Source organism: Asaia sp. A2, assembly GCF_057319415.1.
Genome location: NZ_JBXWTO010000001.1, coordinates 458,473 through 476,371, shown reverse-complemented (window position 1 = coordinate 476,371; position 17,899 = coordinate 458,473). Strand labels below are relative to the sequence as shown.

General features: G+C 59.8%; 14 protein-coding genes. 8 read left to right on the top strand and 6 right to left on the bottom strand.

Annotation, left to right across the window (positions count from 1 at the left end; translation table 11 throughout):
• Nucleotides 1–73 precede the first annotated feature (73 nt).
• A complete protein-coding gene (locus ACWNRM_RS02145; RefSeq protein ID WP_023979557.1) occupies nucleotides 74–1,207 on the bottom strand; it encodes a type III PLP-dependent enzyme in 1,134 nt (377 codons plus the stop codon).
• Nucleotides 1,208–1,829: 622 nt separating this feature from the next.
• Between ACWNRM_RS02145 and ACWNRM_RS02140 the strand changes: the two genes are divergently transcribed.
• Nucleotides 1,830–2,798, top strand: coding sequence for a YihY/virulence factor BrkB family protein (locus ACWNRM_RS02140; RefSeq protein ID WP_485169321.1), 969 nt, complete (start codon nucleotides 1,830–1,832; stop codon nucleotides 2,796–2,798).
• Nucleotides 2,799–2,930: 132 nt separating this feature from the next.
• Here ACWNRM_RS02140 and ACWNRM_RS02135 read toward each other — a convergent pair whose 3' ends face one another.
• On the bottom strand, nucleotides 2,931–3,629 hold the full coding sequence (locus tag ACWNRM_RS02135) for a septal ring lytic transglycosylase RlpA family protein (protein ID WP_485172138.1): 699 nt from the start codon (nucleotides 3,627–3,629) through the stop codon (nucleotides 2,931–2,933).
• A 272-nt stretch (nucleotides 3,630–3,901) separates the two neighbouring features.
• On the opposite strand from ACWNRM_RS02135, the gene aroQ reads away from it, so the two are divergent.
• Genes aroQ through ACWNRM_RS02115 form a run of 4 tightly spaced genes read left to right on the top strand, consistent with a single transcriptional unit; the run spans nucleotide 3,902 to nucleotide 6,773 of the window.
• Nucleotides 3,902–4,357, top strand: coding sequence for a type II 3-dehydroquinate dehydratase (gene aroQ, locus ACWNRM_RS02130; protein WP_023979560.1), 456 nt, complete (start codon nucleotides 3,902–3,904; stop codon nucleotides 4,355–4,357).
• Nucleotides 4,354–4,809, top strand: coding sequence for an acetyl-CoA carboxylase biotin carboxyl carrier protein (locus tag ACWNRM_RS02125; RefSeq protein ID WP_485169265.1), 456 nt, complete (start codon nucleotides 4,354–4,356; stop codon nucleotides 4,807–4,809). The genes aroQ and ACWNRM_RS02125 overlap by 4 nt, the downstream gene beginning before the upstream one ends.
• Nucleotides 4,810–4,835: 26 nt before the next feature.
• The gene (gene accC / locus ACWNRM_RS02120; RefSeq protein ID WP_485169264.1) at nucleotides 4,836–6,182 is read left to right on the top strand and encodes an acetyl-CoA carboxylase biotin carboxylase subunit; all 1,347 of its coding nucleotides are present in this window, start codon (nucleotides 4,836–4,838) and stop codon (nucleotides 6,180–6,182) included.
• Nucleotides 6,183–6,203: 21 nt separating this feature from the next.
• A complete protein-coding gene (locus ACWNRM_RS02115) occupies nucleotides 6,204–6,773 on the top strand; it encodes an NIPSNAP family protein (protein ID WP_485169263.1) in 570 nt (189 codons plus the stop codon).
• A gap of 358 nt (nucleotides 6,774–7,131) precedes the next feature.
• Here the strand turns inward: ACWNRM_RS02115 and ACWNRM_RS02110 are convergent, their stop codons facing one another.
• From ACWNRM_RS02110 to ccmA, 3 genes are all read right to left on the bottom strand, one after another.
• Nucleotides 7,132–10,437 carry a S41 family peptidase gene (locus tag ACWNRM_RS02110; protein WP_485169262.1) on the bottom strand — a complete coding sequence of 1,102 codons (3,306 nt, stop codon included), beginning with the start codon at nucleotides 10,435–10,437 and terminating at the stop codon, nucleotides 7,132–7,134.
• Between the two features lie 171 nt (nucleotides 10,438–10,608).
• Nucleotides 10,609–11,280 carry a heme exporter protein CcmB gene (gene ccmB, locus ACWNRM_RS02105; protein ID WP_485169261.1) on the bottom strand — a complete coding sequence of 224 codons (672 nt, stop codon included), beginning with the start codon at nucleotides 11,278–11,280 and terminating at the stop codon, nucleotides 10,609–10,611.
• Nucleotides 11,271–11,960, bottom strand: a complete 690-nt coding sequence (gene ccmA / locus ACWNRM_RS02100) for a heme ABC exporter ATP-binding protein CcmA (protein ID WP_485169260.1) — start codon at nucleotides 11,958–11,960, stop codon at nucleotides 11,271–11,273. Before ccmA ends, ccmB begins: the two co-directional genes overlap by 10 nt.
• Before the next feature lie 132 nt (nucleotides 11,961–12,092).
• Between ccmA and acnA the strand changes: the two genes are divergently transcribed.
• The 3 genes from acnA to ACWNRM_RS02085 all read left to right on the top strand — a co-directional run bounded on the left by acnA (nucleotide 12,093) and on the right by ACWNRM_RS02085 (nucleotide 17,117).
• Nucleotides 12,093–14,786 (top strand): aconitate hydratase AcnA, encoded by a 2,694-nt coding sequence (gene acnA / locus ACWNRM_RS02095; protein WP_485169259.1) that lies wholly within the window; start codon nucleotides 12,093–12,095, stop codon nucleotides 14,784–14,786.
• A gap of 70 nt (nucleotides 14,787–14,856) precedes the next feature.
• On the top strand, nucleotides 14,857–15,549 hold the full coding sequence (locus tag ACWNRM_RS02090; RefSeq protein WP_485169258.1) for an amino acid ABC transporter ATP-binding protein: 693 nt from the start codon (nucleotides 14,857–14,859) through the stop codon (nucleotides 15,547–15,549).
• Nucleotides 15,546–17,117, top strand: coding sequence for an ABC transporter substrate-binding protein/permease (locus ACWNRM_RS02085; RefSeq protein ID WP_485169257.1), 1,572 nt, complete (start codon nucleotides 15,546–15,548; stop codon nucleotides 17,115–17,117). The genes ACWNRM_RS02090 and ACWNRM_RS02085 overlap by 4 nt, the downstream gene beginning before the upstream one ends.
• A gap of 359 nt (nucleotides 17,118–17,476) precedes the next feature.
• Here ACWNRM_RS02085 and ACWNRM_RS02080 read toward each other — a convergent pair whose 3' ends face one another.
• Nucleotides 17,477–17,701 carry a hypothetical protein gene (locus ACWNRM_RS02080; RefSeq protein ID WP_485172137.1) on the bottom strand — a complete coding sequence of 75 codons (225 nt, stop codon included), beginning with the start codon at nucleotides 17,699–17,701 and terminating at the stop codon, nucleotides 17,477–17,479.
• Nucleotides 17,702–17,899 lie beyond the last annotated feature (198 nt).

Genomic DNA, 17,899 nt, shown 5'->3' with positions numbered 1-17,899 from the left:
CTGAAGGCTTCAGGCAGGAAGCTGGTGGTGGTCAGCGTTCATGACCGCCGCCAGCCAAGGCCTGATTAAGCGCTCAGATGTAATGCTCGCTCAGCGGGGCAAAGCCGTTGAAGCCGGTGGAGCAGTAGGTGGTGACATAAGCGCCGGTGGTCAGCAGCTCGATACGGTCCCCCGAGTTCAGGGCGTGTGGCAGCTGGACGCGGTTCTTCTCATACATGATATCGACGCCATCGCAGCTCGGGCCGGCAACGACCGTCTCACCCGTGGGCAGACCGTCATGCGGGGTGCGGAAACGATAGCGAATGGCCTCGCCTTCGGTCTCCGCCAGACCGCCGAAACGACCGATATCGAGATAGACCCAGCGCGGATCGCTCTCCTTGCCACCACGGCGGCTGACAAGCACGACTTCGGTCGAGACAACCCCGGCTTCAGCCACCATGAATCGGCCCGGCTCGATCAGCATCTGCGGCAGGGCGTTGCCGAAATGCTCGGTCATGGCGCGACCAATGGCCAGACCGAACTGTTCGATCTCGGGAATGTCGTCGCGGTAACGCACGGGGAAGCCGCCACCGAGATTGACCATCTTGAGGTCGATGCCAGCCGCCGAGAGATCGGTAAACAGCATGGCAACCTTGGCAATAGCCGCCTCATAGGCGGCCGTGCTGGTCTGCTGGCTGCCCACGTGGAAGGACAGGCCATAGGGTTCGAGGCCGAGCTCGACCGACTTCAGCAGCAGATCCCTGGCGTGATTGACCGTGGTGCCGAACTTGCGCGACAGCGGCCAGTCAGCGCCTTCATTCTCGACGGCAAGGCGGCAGAAAACGCGCGAGCCGGGGGCGTGTTCAGCCAGCTTCGCCAGCTCTTCCTCGCTATCGAACACAAACAGGTCGACGCCAAGACCGAACGCCTCGCGGATGGACGAGACTTTCTTGACAGTGTTGCCGAACGAAATCTGGCTTGGCTGTGCGCCAGCGGTAAGACACTGGTGGATTTCACCGATGGAGGCCGCGTCGAAAGATGAGCCCAGACGCACGAGGCGCTCAAGGATCGGGGCAGCCGGGTTGGCTTTGACGGCGTAATAGATCTGCGCAAGCGGCAGGGCATCACGCAGGGCGTGATAGCGTGCCTCGACATGATCGACATCGACCACGAGGCAGGGAGTTGCCGGCTGCTGCTCGGCAAGATAGCGGACGATTTTCGGAGTCATGAGTCACTCCTCCCGAAATCCGCCCAGCACTGCACGGGCGGAATTGTTGCGAAACGGTCGAACGGACCGGCGATCAGGACGAGGCTGAGTGCTCGTAAAAGTGAGCAGGATCAGCCCGATTGCCAGAACGCTTGACGTCGTTGCGTAACCTACAGAGGGCCAGTGGCACGTGCGTTGCTGCGTGCGGCGCATATGGGACCAAAGCCCCCCTGTTGCAACTAAAAAATGGGTCGGACTTGTATTTTTCACACGAGGGCCGCAGTTGTCGCGTTTGAACGTCGGTAAGCCTGCAACGTTTCCCGTGCCGGGGCGTCATTCCGACAGTAAATCAGTGCTGCGCGCCAGATGACATGTATTGTGTTCACCAGGTGGAACGGGGCCGCTTTGACAGAAGGAAGTGTTAGTGGACGAGACACCGACCCAGAAAACTCAGTTGTCGCGAGCTGCTGCGGAATCGGGCGGTGCCCCAGGGGAAACGCGCTTATCCGTGCAGGATGCTACAGCAACGCAAACTATAGCATCCGGCGAACCTTCGGACGATGCTCCGGGGGAACCGGTAGATGTGCCCGAAGAGGCGCTTGGCCGTGAAGCCCCTGGCACAGGCGCCCGAAGCCCCATCCATATGCCGCTTGGCGGGTGGAAGCTGGTCATGCGGCAGACATTCAGCAATCTGGGATCAAGTCAGACCAGCCTCTCGGCGGCGGGTTGTGCCTTCTACGCCACGCTCTCGCTCTTCCCAGCCATATCCTCGCTGATTTCGGTCTATGGACTCATTTTCGATCTGCAGACGGTGGAGCCTCAGCTTAATGTTCTGCGCAACCTGTTGCCGCCCACCGCTTTTGAGCTGATCGCGTCACAGATCCATACGCTGATAGCCCAGCCCCATGCGTCGCTGACTGTTGGCCTGATTTTTTCCACCGTCATCGCCTTGTGGTCAGCCTCTGCAAGTACGAAGTCCGTTTTGTCGGCGCTTAACCTCGCTTACGACGTGTTGGAAACACGTGGTTTCTTCCGGTTCCAGTTCCTTGCTCTGGGTGTGACATTCGGCGCGGTCGTGGGCGCTTGCCTGACGCTGGCCCTCATGGTGGCATTCCCGGCGCTGATCGATTATCTGCCGGACCTGCTCAACCGGTTTGGGCTGCGTAACCTCCCACCTGAAATCCTGTATCTCACGGATTATCTCATGAGCTACAGCACACGCTATATTGTCCATTTCGGTGCGCCAGCGCTTATGCTGCTCTTCGTGTTCATGGCGGTAACATTGCTGTTCCGCTATGGCCCGTGTCGTGACAAACCAGACTGGCGCTGGATTGTGCCGGGCTCGTTGGTTGCAACCCTGCTCTGGGTGCTGACGTCGCTTGCCTTCTCTTATTATGTGAGCCATTTCGCCAGTTACGGCTCAACCTATGGGCCTCTGGGTGCTGTCGCGGCTATCATGATGTGGTTCTTCGTGGGCACCTATGTCGTCCTGTTCGGTGCGGAACTCAACGCAGGCCTCGAAGACCGGATGAAGGGCTTCAATCCCAAGGTTCCCGGGATGACCCGCGTGCAGGAAGAGCCTGCACCGGTGGCCGTCCAGAGCGAGGGCTGATTACACGGCAAGTTCTGCTGCATGTCGGATACGATAAAGGCGCCGGGGCAACCCGGCGCCTTTATCGTATCCTGCCATCTTTCTGTAGAGTGGAAACAGGGCAGCCGACCTTCAGGTCAGCCAAGGCAGGTCTTATTTGTGATGATGCCGGGCATGATGCGCCGCAGCCGCCTTCGTCTCATGGGGAGTCATGACAGGTGTCACCGCATCCATGGCCTGGGCACTCGTGTCATCAGCCTCAGCCTCGGCCACTTCAATCGGCTCATCTTCCTTGATCGGCGCGTCGGCCGGGATGGGGGCGATCTTTACATGAGCCGTACCGCTTCCCAGCATCCCGATTTCGGCGGCGGCGGCATGAGACAGATCAATGATCCGGCTATTGAAAGGCCCGCGATCATTCACCGTGACAATAACGGAGCGTCCCGTATCTTCGTTCTGCACAAGAACCTTGGAGCCCATCGGCAGTGTGGGATGGGCTGCAGTCAGGGCATGGCTGTCGAGGCGTTCGCCGCTGCTCGTGCGGTGGCCAGCGAGGCGTCGCCCGTACCAGCTGGCAACGCCATGTTCCGACCAGGCCAGAACATTATGGCTGGCAAGCGCGATGCGGTGGGCGCGCTTGGCAAGGGCAAGGCGCACGGATGATGCCCAGGGCGCGTGCTCTGGAGTGGCCTGAATGAGCTGATCCGACTGCGCGGACGTGGCAGCATGGGCAGCATGTTTCGGAGCGAGCACTGTGCAAAGCAGAGCAATACCGCCGATTCGGGCGCGAAGACGCTTCTTGCAGCGTTCCGTGGAACTGAAAGCGAGTTTTCTGCTTTTGATTGATGTCACGACAGCGTACAGCCTTTTGCCCAGTTACTCCGAACGAACGATTGTCCCGACAAGCCGGGACGGCGAACGACGTGTGTATCACAGACGGGCCTGATCACGAAATCCTGAAGTCTGCTGTAGTTGCGGCAGCCTCTTCCTGTCGTGGGACAGCACCCGGATCTGTCTCCCTGCTGGCACAGGACCCGACAAACAGGGCAGGAATGAGGCGTAATCCGTCAGTCTGTTGCAGGGAGGCTTTTATGCCTCATGTGAAAGTGCTACGGGCTCCTCTCATGATTCGCCCGATGATTGCCGTGCTCAACGGCCCCAACCTCAATATGCTTGGTATGCGTCAGCCGGAAATCTACGGCCATGCGACGCTGGACGACCTCGAACAGGTCTGTATCCAGGCGGCCGAGCAACTGGATGTCGCCATCGATTTTCGCCAGACGAATATCGAAGGTGAGCTGGTTTCCTGGATCCAGGAATGCAGGGGAAGGGCGCGTGGTATCGTGATCAATCCGGCGGCCTATGGCCATACCTCCATCGCTCTGCTCGATGCGCTGCTGGCCACCGGTCTGCCGACGGTGGAGGTTCATATCTCCAATATCCATCGCCGCGATGCCTTTCGCCATCATACCTATACCTCCCAGGCCGCAATTGGCGTAATCTGCGGGTTTGGTGTGCGTGGCTATGCCATGGCATTGCGTGCACTCTATGACATGATTGAAGACGAGGACGAACGATGAGCCGTATGCTCGTGGACGCGGATGCCATCCGGGCATTGGCTGATATTCTGACAGAAACCGGGCTGACCGAAATCGAGGTCGCGGAAAAGGACAGCCGCATCCGGGTGGCGCGCAATGCCGGTGGCCAGGTTGTTCACGCCGTTGGACCCGCGCCTGCCGCGGCAGCTCCCGTTGCGGCATCCACGCCAGTTGTCGCACCTGTCGATGCCGCCAATCATCCGGGTGCTGTCAACAGCCCCATGGTTGGCATTGCCTATCTCGCACCCGACCCGTCGGCGCCGCCCTTCGTGCAGGAAGGTCAGGCTGTGACCGCTGGCCAGACACTCATGCTGATCGAAGCCATGAAGACCTTCAATCAGATCAAGGCACCACGTGGGGGCACCCTGAAGCGCCTGCTGGTTTCCAGCGGTGACCCGGTTGAATTCGGCGAAGCGCTCGCCATCATCGAATAAGCATTACTGACTGAGTCTGGAACCCGATGTTTTCCAAGATCCTGATCGCCAATCGCGGCGAAATCGCGCTTCGCATCCTGCGCGCCTGCCGTGAGATGGGCATTGCAACGGTTGCCGTGCATTCCACGGCCGATGCCGATGCCATGCATGTCCGACTGGCGGATGAGGCGGTCTGCATCGGGCCGCCCTCTTCGCGTGACTCCTATCTGAACGTGGCAGCGATTCTTTCGGCAGCAACGATAACCGGGGCGGAAGCCATTCATCCCGGCTATGGCTTCCTGTCCGAAAATGCCGATTTTGCCGAGACGGTCGAGGAGCATGGCTTCGTATTCATCGGCCCGACCGCCCATCATATCCGTACGATGGGTGACAAGATCATGGCCAAGACCACCATGCGTGAGCTTGGCGTGCCGCTCGTGCCGGGCTCCGATGGCGCCCTGCGCGATCTGGCAGCAGCGCGCGAAGTTGCGGCCAAGGTGGGTTATCCAGTGCTGATCAAGGCCGCCGCCGGCGGTGGCGGTCGTGGCATGAAAGTGGCTCAGACCGAGGACGAGATTGAGGAAGCCTGGTCTGTTGCGCGTACCGAGGCTCGCGCGGCGTTTGGTAATGACGAAGTCTATCTCGAGAAATATCTCGACAAGCCACGTCATATCGAATTGCAGATCATGGCCGATACGCATGGCAATGTCGTGCATTTCGGTGAACGTGACTGCTCGCTCCAGCGCCGCCATCAAAAGCTGCTGGAAGAGGCCGGATCACCGGTTCTCACGGCTGAAGAGCGTGATGCCATTGGTGCTACCGCCACGGCTGCGCTCAAACGAATGGGCTATCGCAACGCCGGGACGCTAGAGTTCCTGTATCAGGACGGTCAGTTCTGCTTCATTGAAATGAACACGCGCCTTCAGGTCGAACATCCGGTGACCGAGATGGTGTGTGATGTCGATCTGGTACGTGAGCAGATCCGTGTCGCGGCTGGCGAAGCCCTCGGATACGAGCAGTCGGACATCACGTTCAGCGGTCATGCCATCGAGTGCCGTATCAATGCCGAGGACCCGGAAACCTTCATGCCCAATCCGGGTACGATCAAGGTTTTCCATGCACCGGGTGGGCTAGGTGTGCGTATTGATAGCGCCATTTATGCAGGCTATCGCGTGCCGCCTTACTACGACAGCATGATCGCGAAGCTGATCGTTCATGCGCCAACTCGTGCTGAAGCCATTGCCCGCATGATGCGCGCTCTGGATGAATGTGTGGTTGATGGCGTGAAAACGGTCATTCCGCTGCACCGCAAGATTCTGGCAGATCCGCAGTTTCAGAAGGGCGATTACACGATCCATTGGCTGGAAAAATTCGTCGAATCGCTCAAGAAGTAAGCACAAAGAGGAAAAGTCCCGATGGCGGCTCGTGTTGAAACCTTCGTTCTCACCTGCTGCTCGGGCAGCGTGCACGGCGTAGTCGCGGCTCTTGAGGCGTCACTTGTAGGCCATGCCGGTTTTCTTGGCTGCTGGACAACCGAACTGGGTATTCTCAATCAGGTCGTGGTCATGTGCGAAAAGCTGCCCGACGATATTGTCTGGCCTGGCGCAGATCTCGGTGTGGAAAGCCTGGTCCAGCAACAATGGATATTACAGGCCGGGACACGCCCCGAACCTGGTATCTACGGCGGCAGTTATGAATGGCGCCTCTACGACATCCTCGCAGGCTCAGAGGCCGAGGTTGTTGCTCTGATGGCGGCTTCCACACCCGCACGAGCCAAAATTTCGCCAGCCTATGGCGTTATGACCGCCGCGCATGGGCCATCGCGTCTTTTGCACATCTGGCCCTATGCCGACCTTGCTGACCGTGCTGCAAAGCGCAAACAGGCGGTAGACAGTGGTGTATGGCCACCAAAAAATATCCTGCCTCTGCTCGGCACCATGCAAAGCAGCATCCTGACTCCGGTCGCTTATTCGCCGAGCCGGTAGCCTGATAAGTTTTATCCTGACGCCTTACGCACGTTGCGTTCCAGATGGCAATGATCCCGAATGAAAGGGAGCAGGTATCAATGGCTGCAAGGCCATTCCTGTCGAGCGAAGCTTGTAACAGTTTGGCCCGGCGCTGTCCTTGATGGGTGGTCGCGCCACGAGCCTGCGCCAAAGTCCAGGCAGTTCCTGAGGTAAGACCTTCTGTCCGGAACTGTTTGCAAGGGCGTGAAAGGGGGGGACATCGGAGCGAACGGGATGCATGACCCGCTCGCACCGATCATCTGTCGGGGCTCATTACCCCCGGTGTTTTTCTGCCTCAGCGCAAAGAACCAGCGCAAAGAAAAAGGCAGAACCGCGCTCAGTGCGGCACAGCTTCCACGACGTTGGAAAATCCCTCATGAACCATCGGCGCAACGGGGTGCTTTTCAAGCAGCGCATGTAAGGTCTCCAGTGCCTTGTCGAGTTGCTGGTCCTGACCGTTGAAGGTCGCAACTGGCATGTTTTCAACCGTGATATCGGGTTCGACGCCGTGGTTTTCGACCAGCCAATGGCCCTTCATATCAAAATAGGGGTGCTGCGCCGTGCGGGGTAAGCCGTTATCGGCCAGTCGGTCAGAGTCTGAAAGCCACACACCAGCACCGGCAGTCCGCATGCCGATCAACGGGCCGATACCAAGAGCCTTCACGCCTTGCGAGAAAGTTTCGCCATCAGAATAGGTGAATTCGTCGCACAGGACAACGATATGCCCCCGGAAGGCTTGCTGCATGTTGCCCTGTGGGGCCTGACCATGATCTGACCAGAACATCCAGACCTTACGCAGCAGCTGCGACAGCACCCAGGAGTCGATATTGCCGCCCAGATTGCGACGCATATCGATGATCAGGCCGTCCTTGCCGGTCTGCGCGTAAAAATCGCGTGTAAAGGTGGCAATATCATCCTCACCCATCGCACGCAGATGAAGGTAGCCAATACGCCCGTGGCTGTCCTTCTCGACCCGATCGGCCCTTTCGCTCTCCCAGGCACGCAGGCGCAGGCTGGCTTCCTGCTTCGCGGTGACGGGCGTCACAATGGTTTGTACCTGCCCGTTCTTACGCTTGAGGGTCAGCAACACCTGTTTGCCGGCCTGATTGGCGAGCAGCGAGGAGAGGTCAGGCAGATCGGCCAGACTCTGCCCGTTGAGGGAGATAATCAGATCTCCGGGTTGCGCGTCGACATCGGGTGCGGCGAGCGGTGCGCGATCCTGTGGAAGATCTGGGTCGCCCGCATAGATGCGATCAATCAGAAAGCCACCCGGCTGGCGTATGAGATGAGCACCCAGACCGGCTATCAGGGTCTCATTGTCGCGGGTCACGGTCTCGGCGGGGCGGAGCTGCGAGTGCAGGGCGTTGAGCTCCCCCATCATCTGGCCGAGCAAGTCATCCAGATCGGAACGGTCACCGACGCGGGTCAGGAGTGGGCGGTAGCGCTCGCGCACGCTGTTCCAGTCCACGCCATGCAGCGCGGGATCATAGAAATGGTCGCGATGCAGGCGCCAGGCATCGGTAAACATGTCCTGCCATTCTGCACCGGGGTCGATGCGCAGACGAAGGCCGTCGAGGCTGAGCTGAGAGTCGGGGCCTCCTGAATCACCCAGCGTCGCGGCTGCGGGGACTAGCTGTATCTTTGGTTTCTGCTTTCGTTTGCCCGAGACAAGCATGAGTGTCTTGCCGTCCGGTGTCAGACTGATCTCCCTGAGATCCGAGGCGAAAACCTTCGGTTTGATCTCATCGTGCGTGACGTGGACCGAATAGAGCGTCATCCCGTCGCTTTTGCCTGCCGGGTCGCTTGGTTTTTGTGCGAGCAGATAGAGATAATCCGGGGTGACCTCGATCTGGCTGTATTCCGCCGCAGGGATGGGCAACTGATACAGGCGCGAAGCAAGGCCATCGGGATCGAACGCCGGGCTTTTGGTGCTTGCCGGCGTTGGTGTCTTCTCCGGTGTCTTGGCAGGTGCAGTGGGATCGAGTTCGTTGTGTGGGGCGAAGGGAAAGCGCACATTCTTGTGCAGCGCCAGCGCAAAGACACCCGTGCGGGGGCCGAATACGGGGGCAGGATTGCGATCTCCCCACGGACTGCCATTAGCAAGTTCGAAAATCCTGTCGGACAGGAACCACAGAAAATGCCCATCCGGGCTGAAACGCGGTGCGTAGGAGTCGTAATCCGGCGTTGTGGCCCAAAGTGTCACGCCCGTATCCAGGGGATAAAGCGCAATCTGACGTCTTATGTTTTCACCACGGGCTCGCGTGAAGGCAAGCGCGCGGCTGTCATGGGACCAGACGACGGAATCATAGTCGCTCTGACCATCAAGGCGGGCGTCATCGATCAGTTTGTCGTTGCGTGTGGCCACGTCCAGAATGGAAAGATGCCCGGCGAGATCGGTGTGAGCGATATGGGTGCCGTCAGGAGAAATCCAGAGCCCGGTAGGCTCGCTCTTGCTGGCATGGGTAAGGGCCGTCCCTTCGGCGCCCCCTGTGGCCGGAAAAGCCCAGAGCTCGGATTCACCGCCCTTATCGCTGAACGCGTAGAGCGTCTTGCCGTCAGGAGAGAGGCTGGCATGTCGCAAGCGTGTGCTCGCTGGCGTTGCCAGCGTGATGCGTCTTTGTGGCCCCGAGCTGGCGAGCACTACATGACCACGCAGGGTCAGGGCGACCTGCTTGCCGTTGGGCGCGAGATCGATATCGGTCAGGTATGGGAAAGGATTGTCCAGCCACTGAGTGCGCCGCGCAGCATTGTCGCTCACAATGTCAACCGGAATGAGCGTCTCGTTGCCAGTATCGAGGTCGAGGTGATAGAGGTCGGCCCCGCGCTGATAAACCACATCGTGACCGCTCAGACTGGCCTGCCGGATACCGAAATCATCATGCTGCGTGAGCGGACGACCATCCGTGCCATCCAGCGCATAGCTCCAGAGATTATCGCGGCCGCTCTGATCGCTGATCACGATCAGCCGGTCTTTCCAGAGCATGGGGCGGCGCAGATTGACGTTCTGCGGCCCCAGACGTTCGGCTTCACCGCCGCCCTTGAGTCGATAGCGCCAGAGTTGCGCCACGGCGCCGCCGCGATACAGCCTGAGGTGATCATGGGAGACGGCCGTGCCGAAACGGACGAAATAGAGCCATTGTCCGTCGGTGCTCAGGGCCGCGTCATTGGCATCGGCCAGAGGGTAGGTACGCTTCGTGCCGCTGACGGGAAGGATCGCGCTTACCACACGACTCAGGCCCGGGCCTGTCGCGGGAGCAGAGCTGTAGAGGATGCCTGCTTTCTTGTCCCAGCCAATAGGCATGACATTTTGGTTCTCGAAGGTAACACGTCTGGCCGTCCCTCCTTCGATCGGCATGACATAGATTTCCTGCGGGCCGTCATAATTGGCCAGAAAGGCTACCTGCTTGCCATCGGGTGAAAGGACGGGATGCGGATCGGTGCCGATTGGCGCAGTCAAGCGCGTGGCGTTGCCACCCTGCAGGGGGGTACTCCACACGGATTGCTCGTCATCAAAGACAAGGGTCGTGCCTGACAGGGCCGGATCACGCAGATAGCCGGGCGCAGCCTGGGCCGGAGGCGAGGCAAGGCCAAGCAGGGTCAGGCTGGCAATAGCGGTACTGGCGAGCAGGGAGGAGAGACGCATGAACACCTTCTGGAGCAACGAAATTCTGTGATGCGGGAGACTGGCGCGGAAGCCTCACCTCGACGGGGTTGCAAATAGAAACTGTGAAGTGTCCCCAAACGCAAGCCTCATGGCCTGCATGGGCCATCCAGACGGAACGGTACGGTACAGGAAACGGTACCGGGAGGGGCCTCAGCTGGTAGCGGCGCGTAATCCGCTCCCCGCGGCCAGGGGGCACAAAGGCAGTGCCAGCGCCAGAAAGGCGCCAAGTATGCTCAGCTCCACCCTGTTGCTCTGACCATTGGCCGCGGCATCGGCCGCCGCTGCGCCAAAGATCAGCACAGGTGAGGCGAGAGGCAGGGTCAGAAGCGGCAGCAGGATGCTGCCACGTCGCGCGCCCAGCACCAGCCCCGCCGCCATTCCTCCCAGGAGCGAAAGCAGCGCCGTGCCCGGCACGAGCCCCGTTAGTAGTGGCAGGATATCGCCCGGTGTGCCCCCCAGCATGAGTGTAAGAGGGCCGGCCGCAACGAGAAGGGGCACGCCGGTCGTCAGCCAGTGCGCGATGATCTTGGCAAGCGCCACCAGTGAAGGGGGTAGGCCCAGAAGCAGAAGGTGATCGAGGCCGCCATCATCAAGCTCGGCACCAAAAAGCCGGTCGAGTGGCAACAGGCTGGCCAGCAGCGCGCAGACCCAGATAATGCCTGGGGCCATGCGGTGAAGCAGAACCGGCGATGGTCCAAGCGCCAGCGGAAAGAGGCTGGCACAGAGCACGAAGAAAAGAACAGCTGCGAGCGTATCGGCCCCAAAGCGCATGGCAAGAGACAGGTCGCGCCGGATCAGGGAGAGGAAGGCGCTCACCAGCATGGGTCGCTCCCGTGAAAGGCCGTGGGAGTGAGAGCGAGGGTCGTGGCATCGGTCAGGGGCAGGGGAACATGGGTTGTGGCGATAATCATGCCACCCTGGGCACGATGCCGGGCCATCACATGCCCAAGTGTTTCGATGGCGTGTGCATCCAGCCCGAGGCTCGGCTCATCCAGCAACCACAGGGGCGCGTGGCGCAGAAGGAGACGAGCGAAAGCGCCACGTCTTTTCTGGCCTGCCGAAAGAAGACGCGTCGGCAGATCGGCCAGCGTCACAAGGCCGAGGACGTCGAGAGCCTGATCCAGCGCAGCACTCTCGCCCGATTTGCCTGTTCGTGCCTCAAATAGCCCGGCCTCAAGGTTCAGGTTCTGACGCAGGGTCAGGGCAGGCTTGAGCGCATCCTGATGACCGAGATAGGCGATATCCAGAGCCTGTGTCGGATCGGGCCTGTCGGCTGACCTTGGCTCGCCATTCCAGATGATCTGACCACCCTGTGCGGGGCAGAGCCCGGCCAGAAAACGGAGCAGGGTCGATTTGCCCGCACCATTCGGGCCTGTAAGCAGGATGGCCTCACCGGGCGCGAGCGACAGGCTGAGTCGATCCAGCACCAGACGATCACCGCGTATCACGGTTACGTCATGCAAATGGAGCCAGGGCGCTGGAGGCGAGGGAAAACCTGACATTGTGCGGGAATAACATCTTCCTGAGAGAGTTTTATTCGACTCTGTGCGAATAAGGGTCGAGACTGTATAGAAGGCTCAGCCCTAGAGGGCCAGTTGACAAGACAGCCAGTTGACAAGGCAGGAGGACAAGCCATGAGAACCGTTGGACGGGATTCCCTGGGCGTGATGCGGGATCTGGAGGTTGATGGCCGAAAGTACCACATATTCTCCCTGCCAGAGGCGGCGGCCAAGCTGGGCAATCTGTCGCGCCTGCCGGTCAGTCTCAAGGTGCTGCTCGAAAACGTACTGCGCTTTGAAGACGGGCTGAGCTATCGCACCGAAGATGCGCAGGCCATTGTCGACTGGACCGCTAAGGGCCATTCGGATCAGGAAGTGCCCTTCAAACCGGCGCGTATCCTCATGCAGGATTTCACCGGTGTTCCGGCCGTGGTCGATCTCGCCGCCATGCGCGACGGCATCATTGCCCTTGATGGTGACCCGGAAAAGGTGAACCCGCTGGTGCCGGTCGATCTCGTGATCGATCACTCGGTCATGGTGGATGTCGCGGGCAGCGCCGATGCGCTGGAACGTAATGTCGAGATCGAGTTCGAGCGTAATGGCGAGCGTTACGCCTTCCTGCGCTGGGGACAAGGCGCGTTCGAGAACTTCCGCGTTGTGCCGCCGGGTGCAGGCATCTGCCATCAGGTCAATCTCGAATATCTGGCGCAGGCCGTCTGGACCGGCAAGGTCGATGGCAAGGACTACGCCTATCCTGACACGCTTTATGGCACAGACAGCCACACCACCATGGTGAACGGTATGGGCGTGCTTGGCTGGGGCGTGGGTGGCATCGAGGCCGAGGCTGCCATGCTCGGCCAGCCGATCGCCATGCTGATCCCGGATGTGATCGGCGTGCGTCTTGAGGGCGTTCTGCCTGAAGGCGCAACCGCGACCGATCTCGTGCTGACCATTACCGAAATGCTGCGCGCCGAAGGCGTGGTTGGCAAATTCGTGGAATTCTTCGGTCCCGCCCTTGATCATCTGCCGGTGGCCGATCGTTCGACCATCGCCAATATGGCGCCGGAATATGGTGCAACTTGCGGGTTCTTCCCGGTCGATGCGCTGACGCTGGATTATCTGCACCAGACAGGGCGCGACGAGCATCGCATCCGTCTCACCGAGGCTTATCTGCGCGCCCAGGGCATGTTCCGCGACGCCGATACGCCTGAGCCTGTGTTCTCGAAGGTTCTGTCGCTCGATCTCTCGACCATCATCCCCTCACTGGCTGGTCCCAAGCGTCCGCAGGATCGCGTGGCCCTGACCAATGCGACGGCGGCTTTCGAGGAAGCGTTGACGACCACGCTGGGCGTGAAGCCTGACGATGTGCGCAAGCGCGCCATCGTGGCCGGGTCGGATTACGACATCGGTCATGGTGATGTGGTGATTGCGGCCATCACCTCCTGCACCAACACCTCCAACCCGGCGGTTCTGGTGGCGGCTGGTCTGGTGGCACGCAAGGCCCGTGCGCTCGGCCTGAAGCCCAAGCCCTGGGTCAAGACGTCACTCGCCCCCGGCTCGCAGGTGGTGACGGATTATCTCGACAAGGCGGGTCTCAGCGCTGATCTCGATGCGCTTGGCTTCGAGACGGTCGGTTATGGCTGCACGACCTGCATCGGCAACTCGGGCCCCATCGCCCAGCCGATCGTGGATGCGATCGAAGGCAATGGTCTGGTGGCGACGTCGGTGCTTTCGGGTAACCGCAACTTTGAGGGGCGCATTTCGCCCAATGTGCGCGCCAACTATCTTGCCAGCCCGCCGCTGGTGGTGGCCTATGCCCTGCTTGGCACTCTGCGCAAGGACATCACGAAAGAGCCTCTCGGCATCTCGAAGGATGGCAAGGAAATCTTCCTGCGTGATATCTGGCCAAGCAATGAAGAGATCGCAGCGCTCATCAAGTCCTCCGTCACGCGTGAAAGCTTTGTCGAGCGTTATGGCAGCATCTCGAAGGGCACGAAGCAGTGGCAGGCTCTGGCCGTTGCCAGCGATGCGCGGACCTTCGCTTGGTCGGACAGCTCAACCTACATCCAGAAGCCGCCCTATTTCGAAGGGCTGACCAAGGAGCCGGGCGAGACGCATGACATCGAGAATGCGCGTATCCTCGCGCTGCTGGGCGACAACATCACGACTGACCACATCTCACCGGCAGGCGCTATTAAGCCGTCCTCTCCGGCGGGCAAGTTCCTGAGCGAGCATCAGGTGGCGGTTGCGGACTACAACTCCTACGGGTCGCGCCGTGGCAATGACCGCGTGATGGTGCGCGGCACCTTTGCCAATATCCGTATTCGCAACGAGATGCTTCCGGGCGTCGAGGGCGGCATGTCGAAATACCTGCCTGATGGCACGGTGGCGTCGATCTATGATGTGGCGCATCGCTATCAGCAGGATGGTACGCCGCTGGTTGTGATTGGCGGGCGTGAATACGGTATGGGATCCTCGCGTGACTGGGCCGCCAAGGGCACGAATCTGCTGGGCATCAAAGCCGTGATTGCAGAGAGCTTCGAGCGTATCCATCGTTCCAATCTGGTTGGCATGGGCGTTCTGCCTCTGACCTTCCGTGAGGGGACGACACGCAAGACGCTGGGGCTGGATGGCACCGAAACGCTCTCGCTGGGTGGGCTCGAGTCCATTACGCCGCGCATGACCGTTCCCATGACCATTACCCGCGCCAGCGGCGAAACCGAGCAGGTCGAGCTTCTTTGCCGCATCGATACGCTTGATGAAGTCGCCTATTACAGGCATGGAGGAATTCTTCCTTATGTCCTGCGCGGGATGACCGAAACTGACTGATCACGCCGAGACCGTTCTCGACGCCAGAAACATCACCAAAAGCTTTGGGCGACATGTCGTACTGCACGACATGTCGCTTTGCGTTGAGCGTGGTGACCTGATTTCCATCATCGGGCCTTCGGGCTGCGGGAAGTCGACTTTTCTGCGTTGTCTCAATTTTTTGGAGATACCTGACTCCGGGACAATCCGGGTTCGGGATGTCAAAATCGATACGATTGCGGGGCAGGGCTGGACTCATGCCCAGGAACGCCGGGCCCACAGGCTGCGCGCCCATGTCGGCATGGTCTTCCAGTCGTTCAATCTGTTCCCGCATCGCACGGTTCTGGACAATATCATGCTGGCCCCGCGGGCGGTTAAGGGTATGGCAGCCGGTGATATCGCGCCGTTAGCGCATAGTCTGCTGGCGAAGGTCGGGCTCGATGGTCTGGCTGATCGTTATCCATCGACCTTGTCTGGCGGGCAGCAGCAGCGCGCAGCCATCGCCCGAGCTCTGGCCATGCAACCAGCCATCATGTTGTATGACGAGCCAACCTCTGCACTGGACCCGGAACTGGCTGAGGAGGTCCTGCAAGTCATGCGCAGACTGGATGAGGAGGGTATGACCCAGATCGTCGTAACCCACGACATGCGCTTTGCCCGTGCGGCGTCGGACCGCGTTCTGTATGTCGAGGGTGGTCACATCATCGAAAGTGGAGACCCCGAAGAGTTTTTTGCTGCCCCTGAGGATCCCAGAACGCGCCGCTTCCTGAGATCGCTGCTATGAAGGCCTTCACCTTGCCAAGGCGGGTTTTTGCCTGCGCCCTGATGGGGGTGACGCTTATTATTGGTGGTCACGCTGTCCACGCTCAGACATCTTCTCCCCCCCCTGCGATAAGCCAGGCGGCTCCATCATCGGTGTTGAACTGGGCCTCGGATGGTGAGGCCAATGTTCCCTATGTCTTTCACGACCCGTCGGATACGAATCGCCTTGAGGGGTTCGAGTTCGACATGGTGCAGGAAATTGCCCGGCGCCTGAATCGTACACCGCATTTCGTGCAGAACGATTGGGACGGTCTGATACCGGGCCTTCAGCGCGGCATGTATGACATGGTGGTGGACGGCATCGAGATGACACCCGACCATGTGAAGGCCGCGCTCTTCTCACGGCCTTACTATGTGACCGGTGATCGTATCGTGGTGCGTCGCGACCGTCAGGACCTCGCCAGTTTTGCTGCCCTCAAGGGGCATGTCGTCGGAACGATCAAGGAGACGCTGGCCGAACGGCTGTTGCAGAACGAGCCAAGCATTACCACGCGCTCTTACGAGGAGGAGACCTATGCCTTTTCCGACCTGCGCAACGGGCGTCTGGATGCGCTCCTGCTCGACGGACCCATCGCGCTTTTCTACGCCGGGGTAACTGATGATCTGGTGATCGTTGGCGAGCCGGTAGGGCAGACCCGCTATGGCATTGCCTTCAAGCCGGGCAATGTCGCGCTTCATGATTCCGTCGATCGTGTGCTTGGTGACATGATGAGCGACGGGACGCTCCAGACCATTCTACGGCGCTGGAATCTCTGGACACCCGAGATGGCAGCCATGACGGGCGACCACACAGTGCGTGAGGTGCCCCCTGTCGCGTGGCTGCGCTATCGTGACGCTATGCGCAGCCAGCTTGGCTGGATGGGGCTGCTCCACCGCTATCTCGGATTCCTGCCCATCATTGGCAAGGCGGCCGCGCTGACCCTTGTGGTGTCGGCCCTTTCCATGATCCTTGCCGTCAGTCTGGGGCTCGTGCTTGCCTTGTGCCGCCACTACGGGGCACGCCCCCTGCAATGGCTGAGCGGACTTTACATCGAGGTTGTGCGCGGCACGCCCCTGCTTATTCAGGTGCTCTTTATCTTCTATGGTCTGCCGGGCATAGGCATCAAGCTGTCGCCTTTCTTCGCTGGCGTGCTGGCCTTGGGCCTGAATTATGCGGCCTATGAAGCTGAAAATTATCGGGCTGGCCTCTCATCTGTGCCGCGTGGGCAAATGGAAGCGGCCATTGCGCTTAACATGACGCGCGCCAAGGCTGTTCGGCTGGTGATCGTGCCGCAGGCCTTTCGCACGGTCCTGCCGGTCATGACCAACGACTTCATTGCCCTGCTCAAGGATTCTTCGCTCGTGAGTGTGATCACGCTCACCGAGCTGACAAAGACCTATATCCGGCTTTCATCGACCTATTATGACTATATCGGTACCGGGCTTCTGATCGGTGCGGCCTATCTGCTGCTTGGGCTGCCCTTCGTCCGTTTTGCCCGCCATGTGGAACGCCGACTGGGGCAGAGCCTCACGCGCTCAGGGCATCACTGAGAAGTCTGTTACAAAACTTTTGAGTCCGATGCAGAGGCAAGCGCGTCGTTCGCAACAGGATTGTGCGCAGCGGGCCTCCCGTCTGACGGGATCAGGCCTGCCCTTGAAGCCGATCGCAAGCGGATGCCACGAGATTAGATCCCAGCTCGGGACCTTGCTTCATCGGATCTTCGCATGGCGACGATCGCGTAAAGACAGCCAAGAGTGGCGGCGTCTGCGATGGCTGCGTCACTCAGAAAGGTGCCAGCAGATCGGCGAGATAGGCCAGCACGCTGCACACGACAACATGGCGCAATTGGCAGGGTCATTGGTGCCCCGCTCGTAAGGCACCCAGACAACACCAGTGAAAATGGCAACTCTCAGAACAGTATTGCCGGGTCGTGAGCTCTGTGTGCTGTGATGATGGCAAAGGAAACCAGAACACCGGTGACGGTAATGAATGGCATGAAAAGTTGAGTGATTGGGTTATGATGGTTCGCCACCCGTAATCCGACCTGTGCTCGCAGTTTGTCGATCAGCAGAGCCAGGGGGAACGGGATGGCCGCGGCCATGAGAACGGTAGAAAGAGACCGCTTGTCACCCATCCAGACACTTGCGAGGGCCAATCAGGACCAGGAGGCCTGGCCGATATACCTCGCGTCGGATAGGCTGCGCGCAAGGTGTTGAGAGAAACGTCAGACAGATTATACAAATATAAATTCTCTCGATTTTACATCGATATACTTTGTCAGGAGAATATAGAGGTTCTCTCAAGTCGAGAAAATATATCATCGTCTGTTATG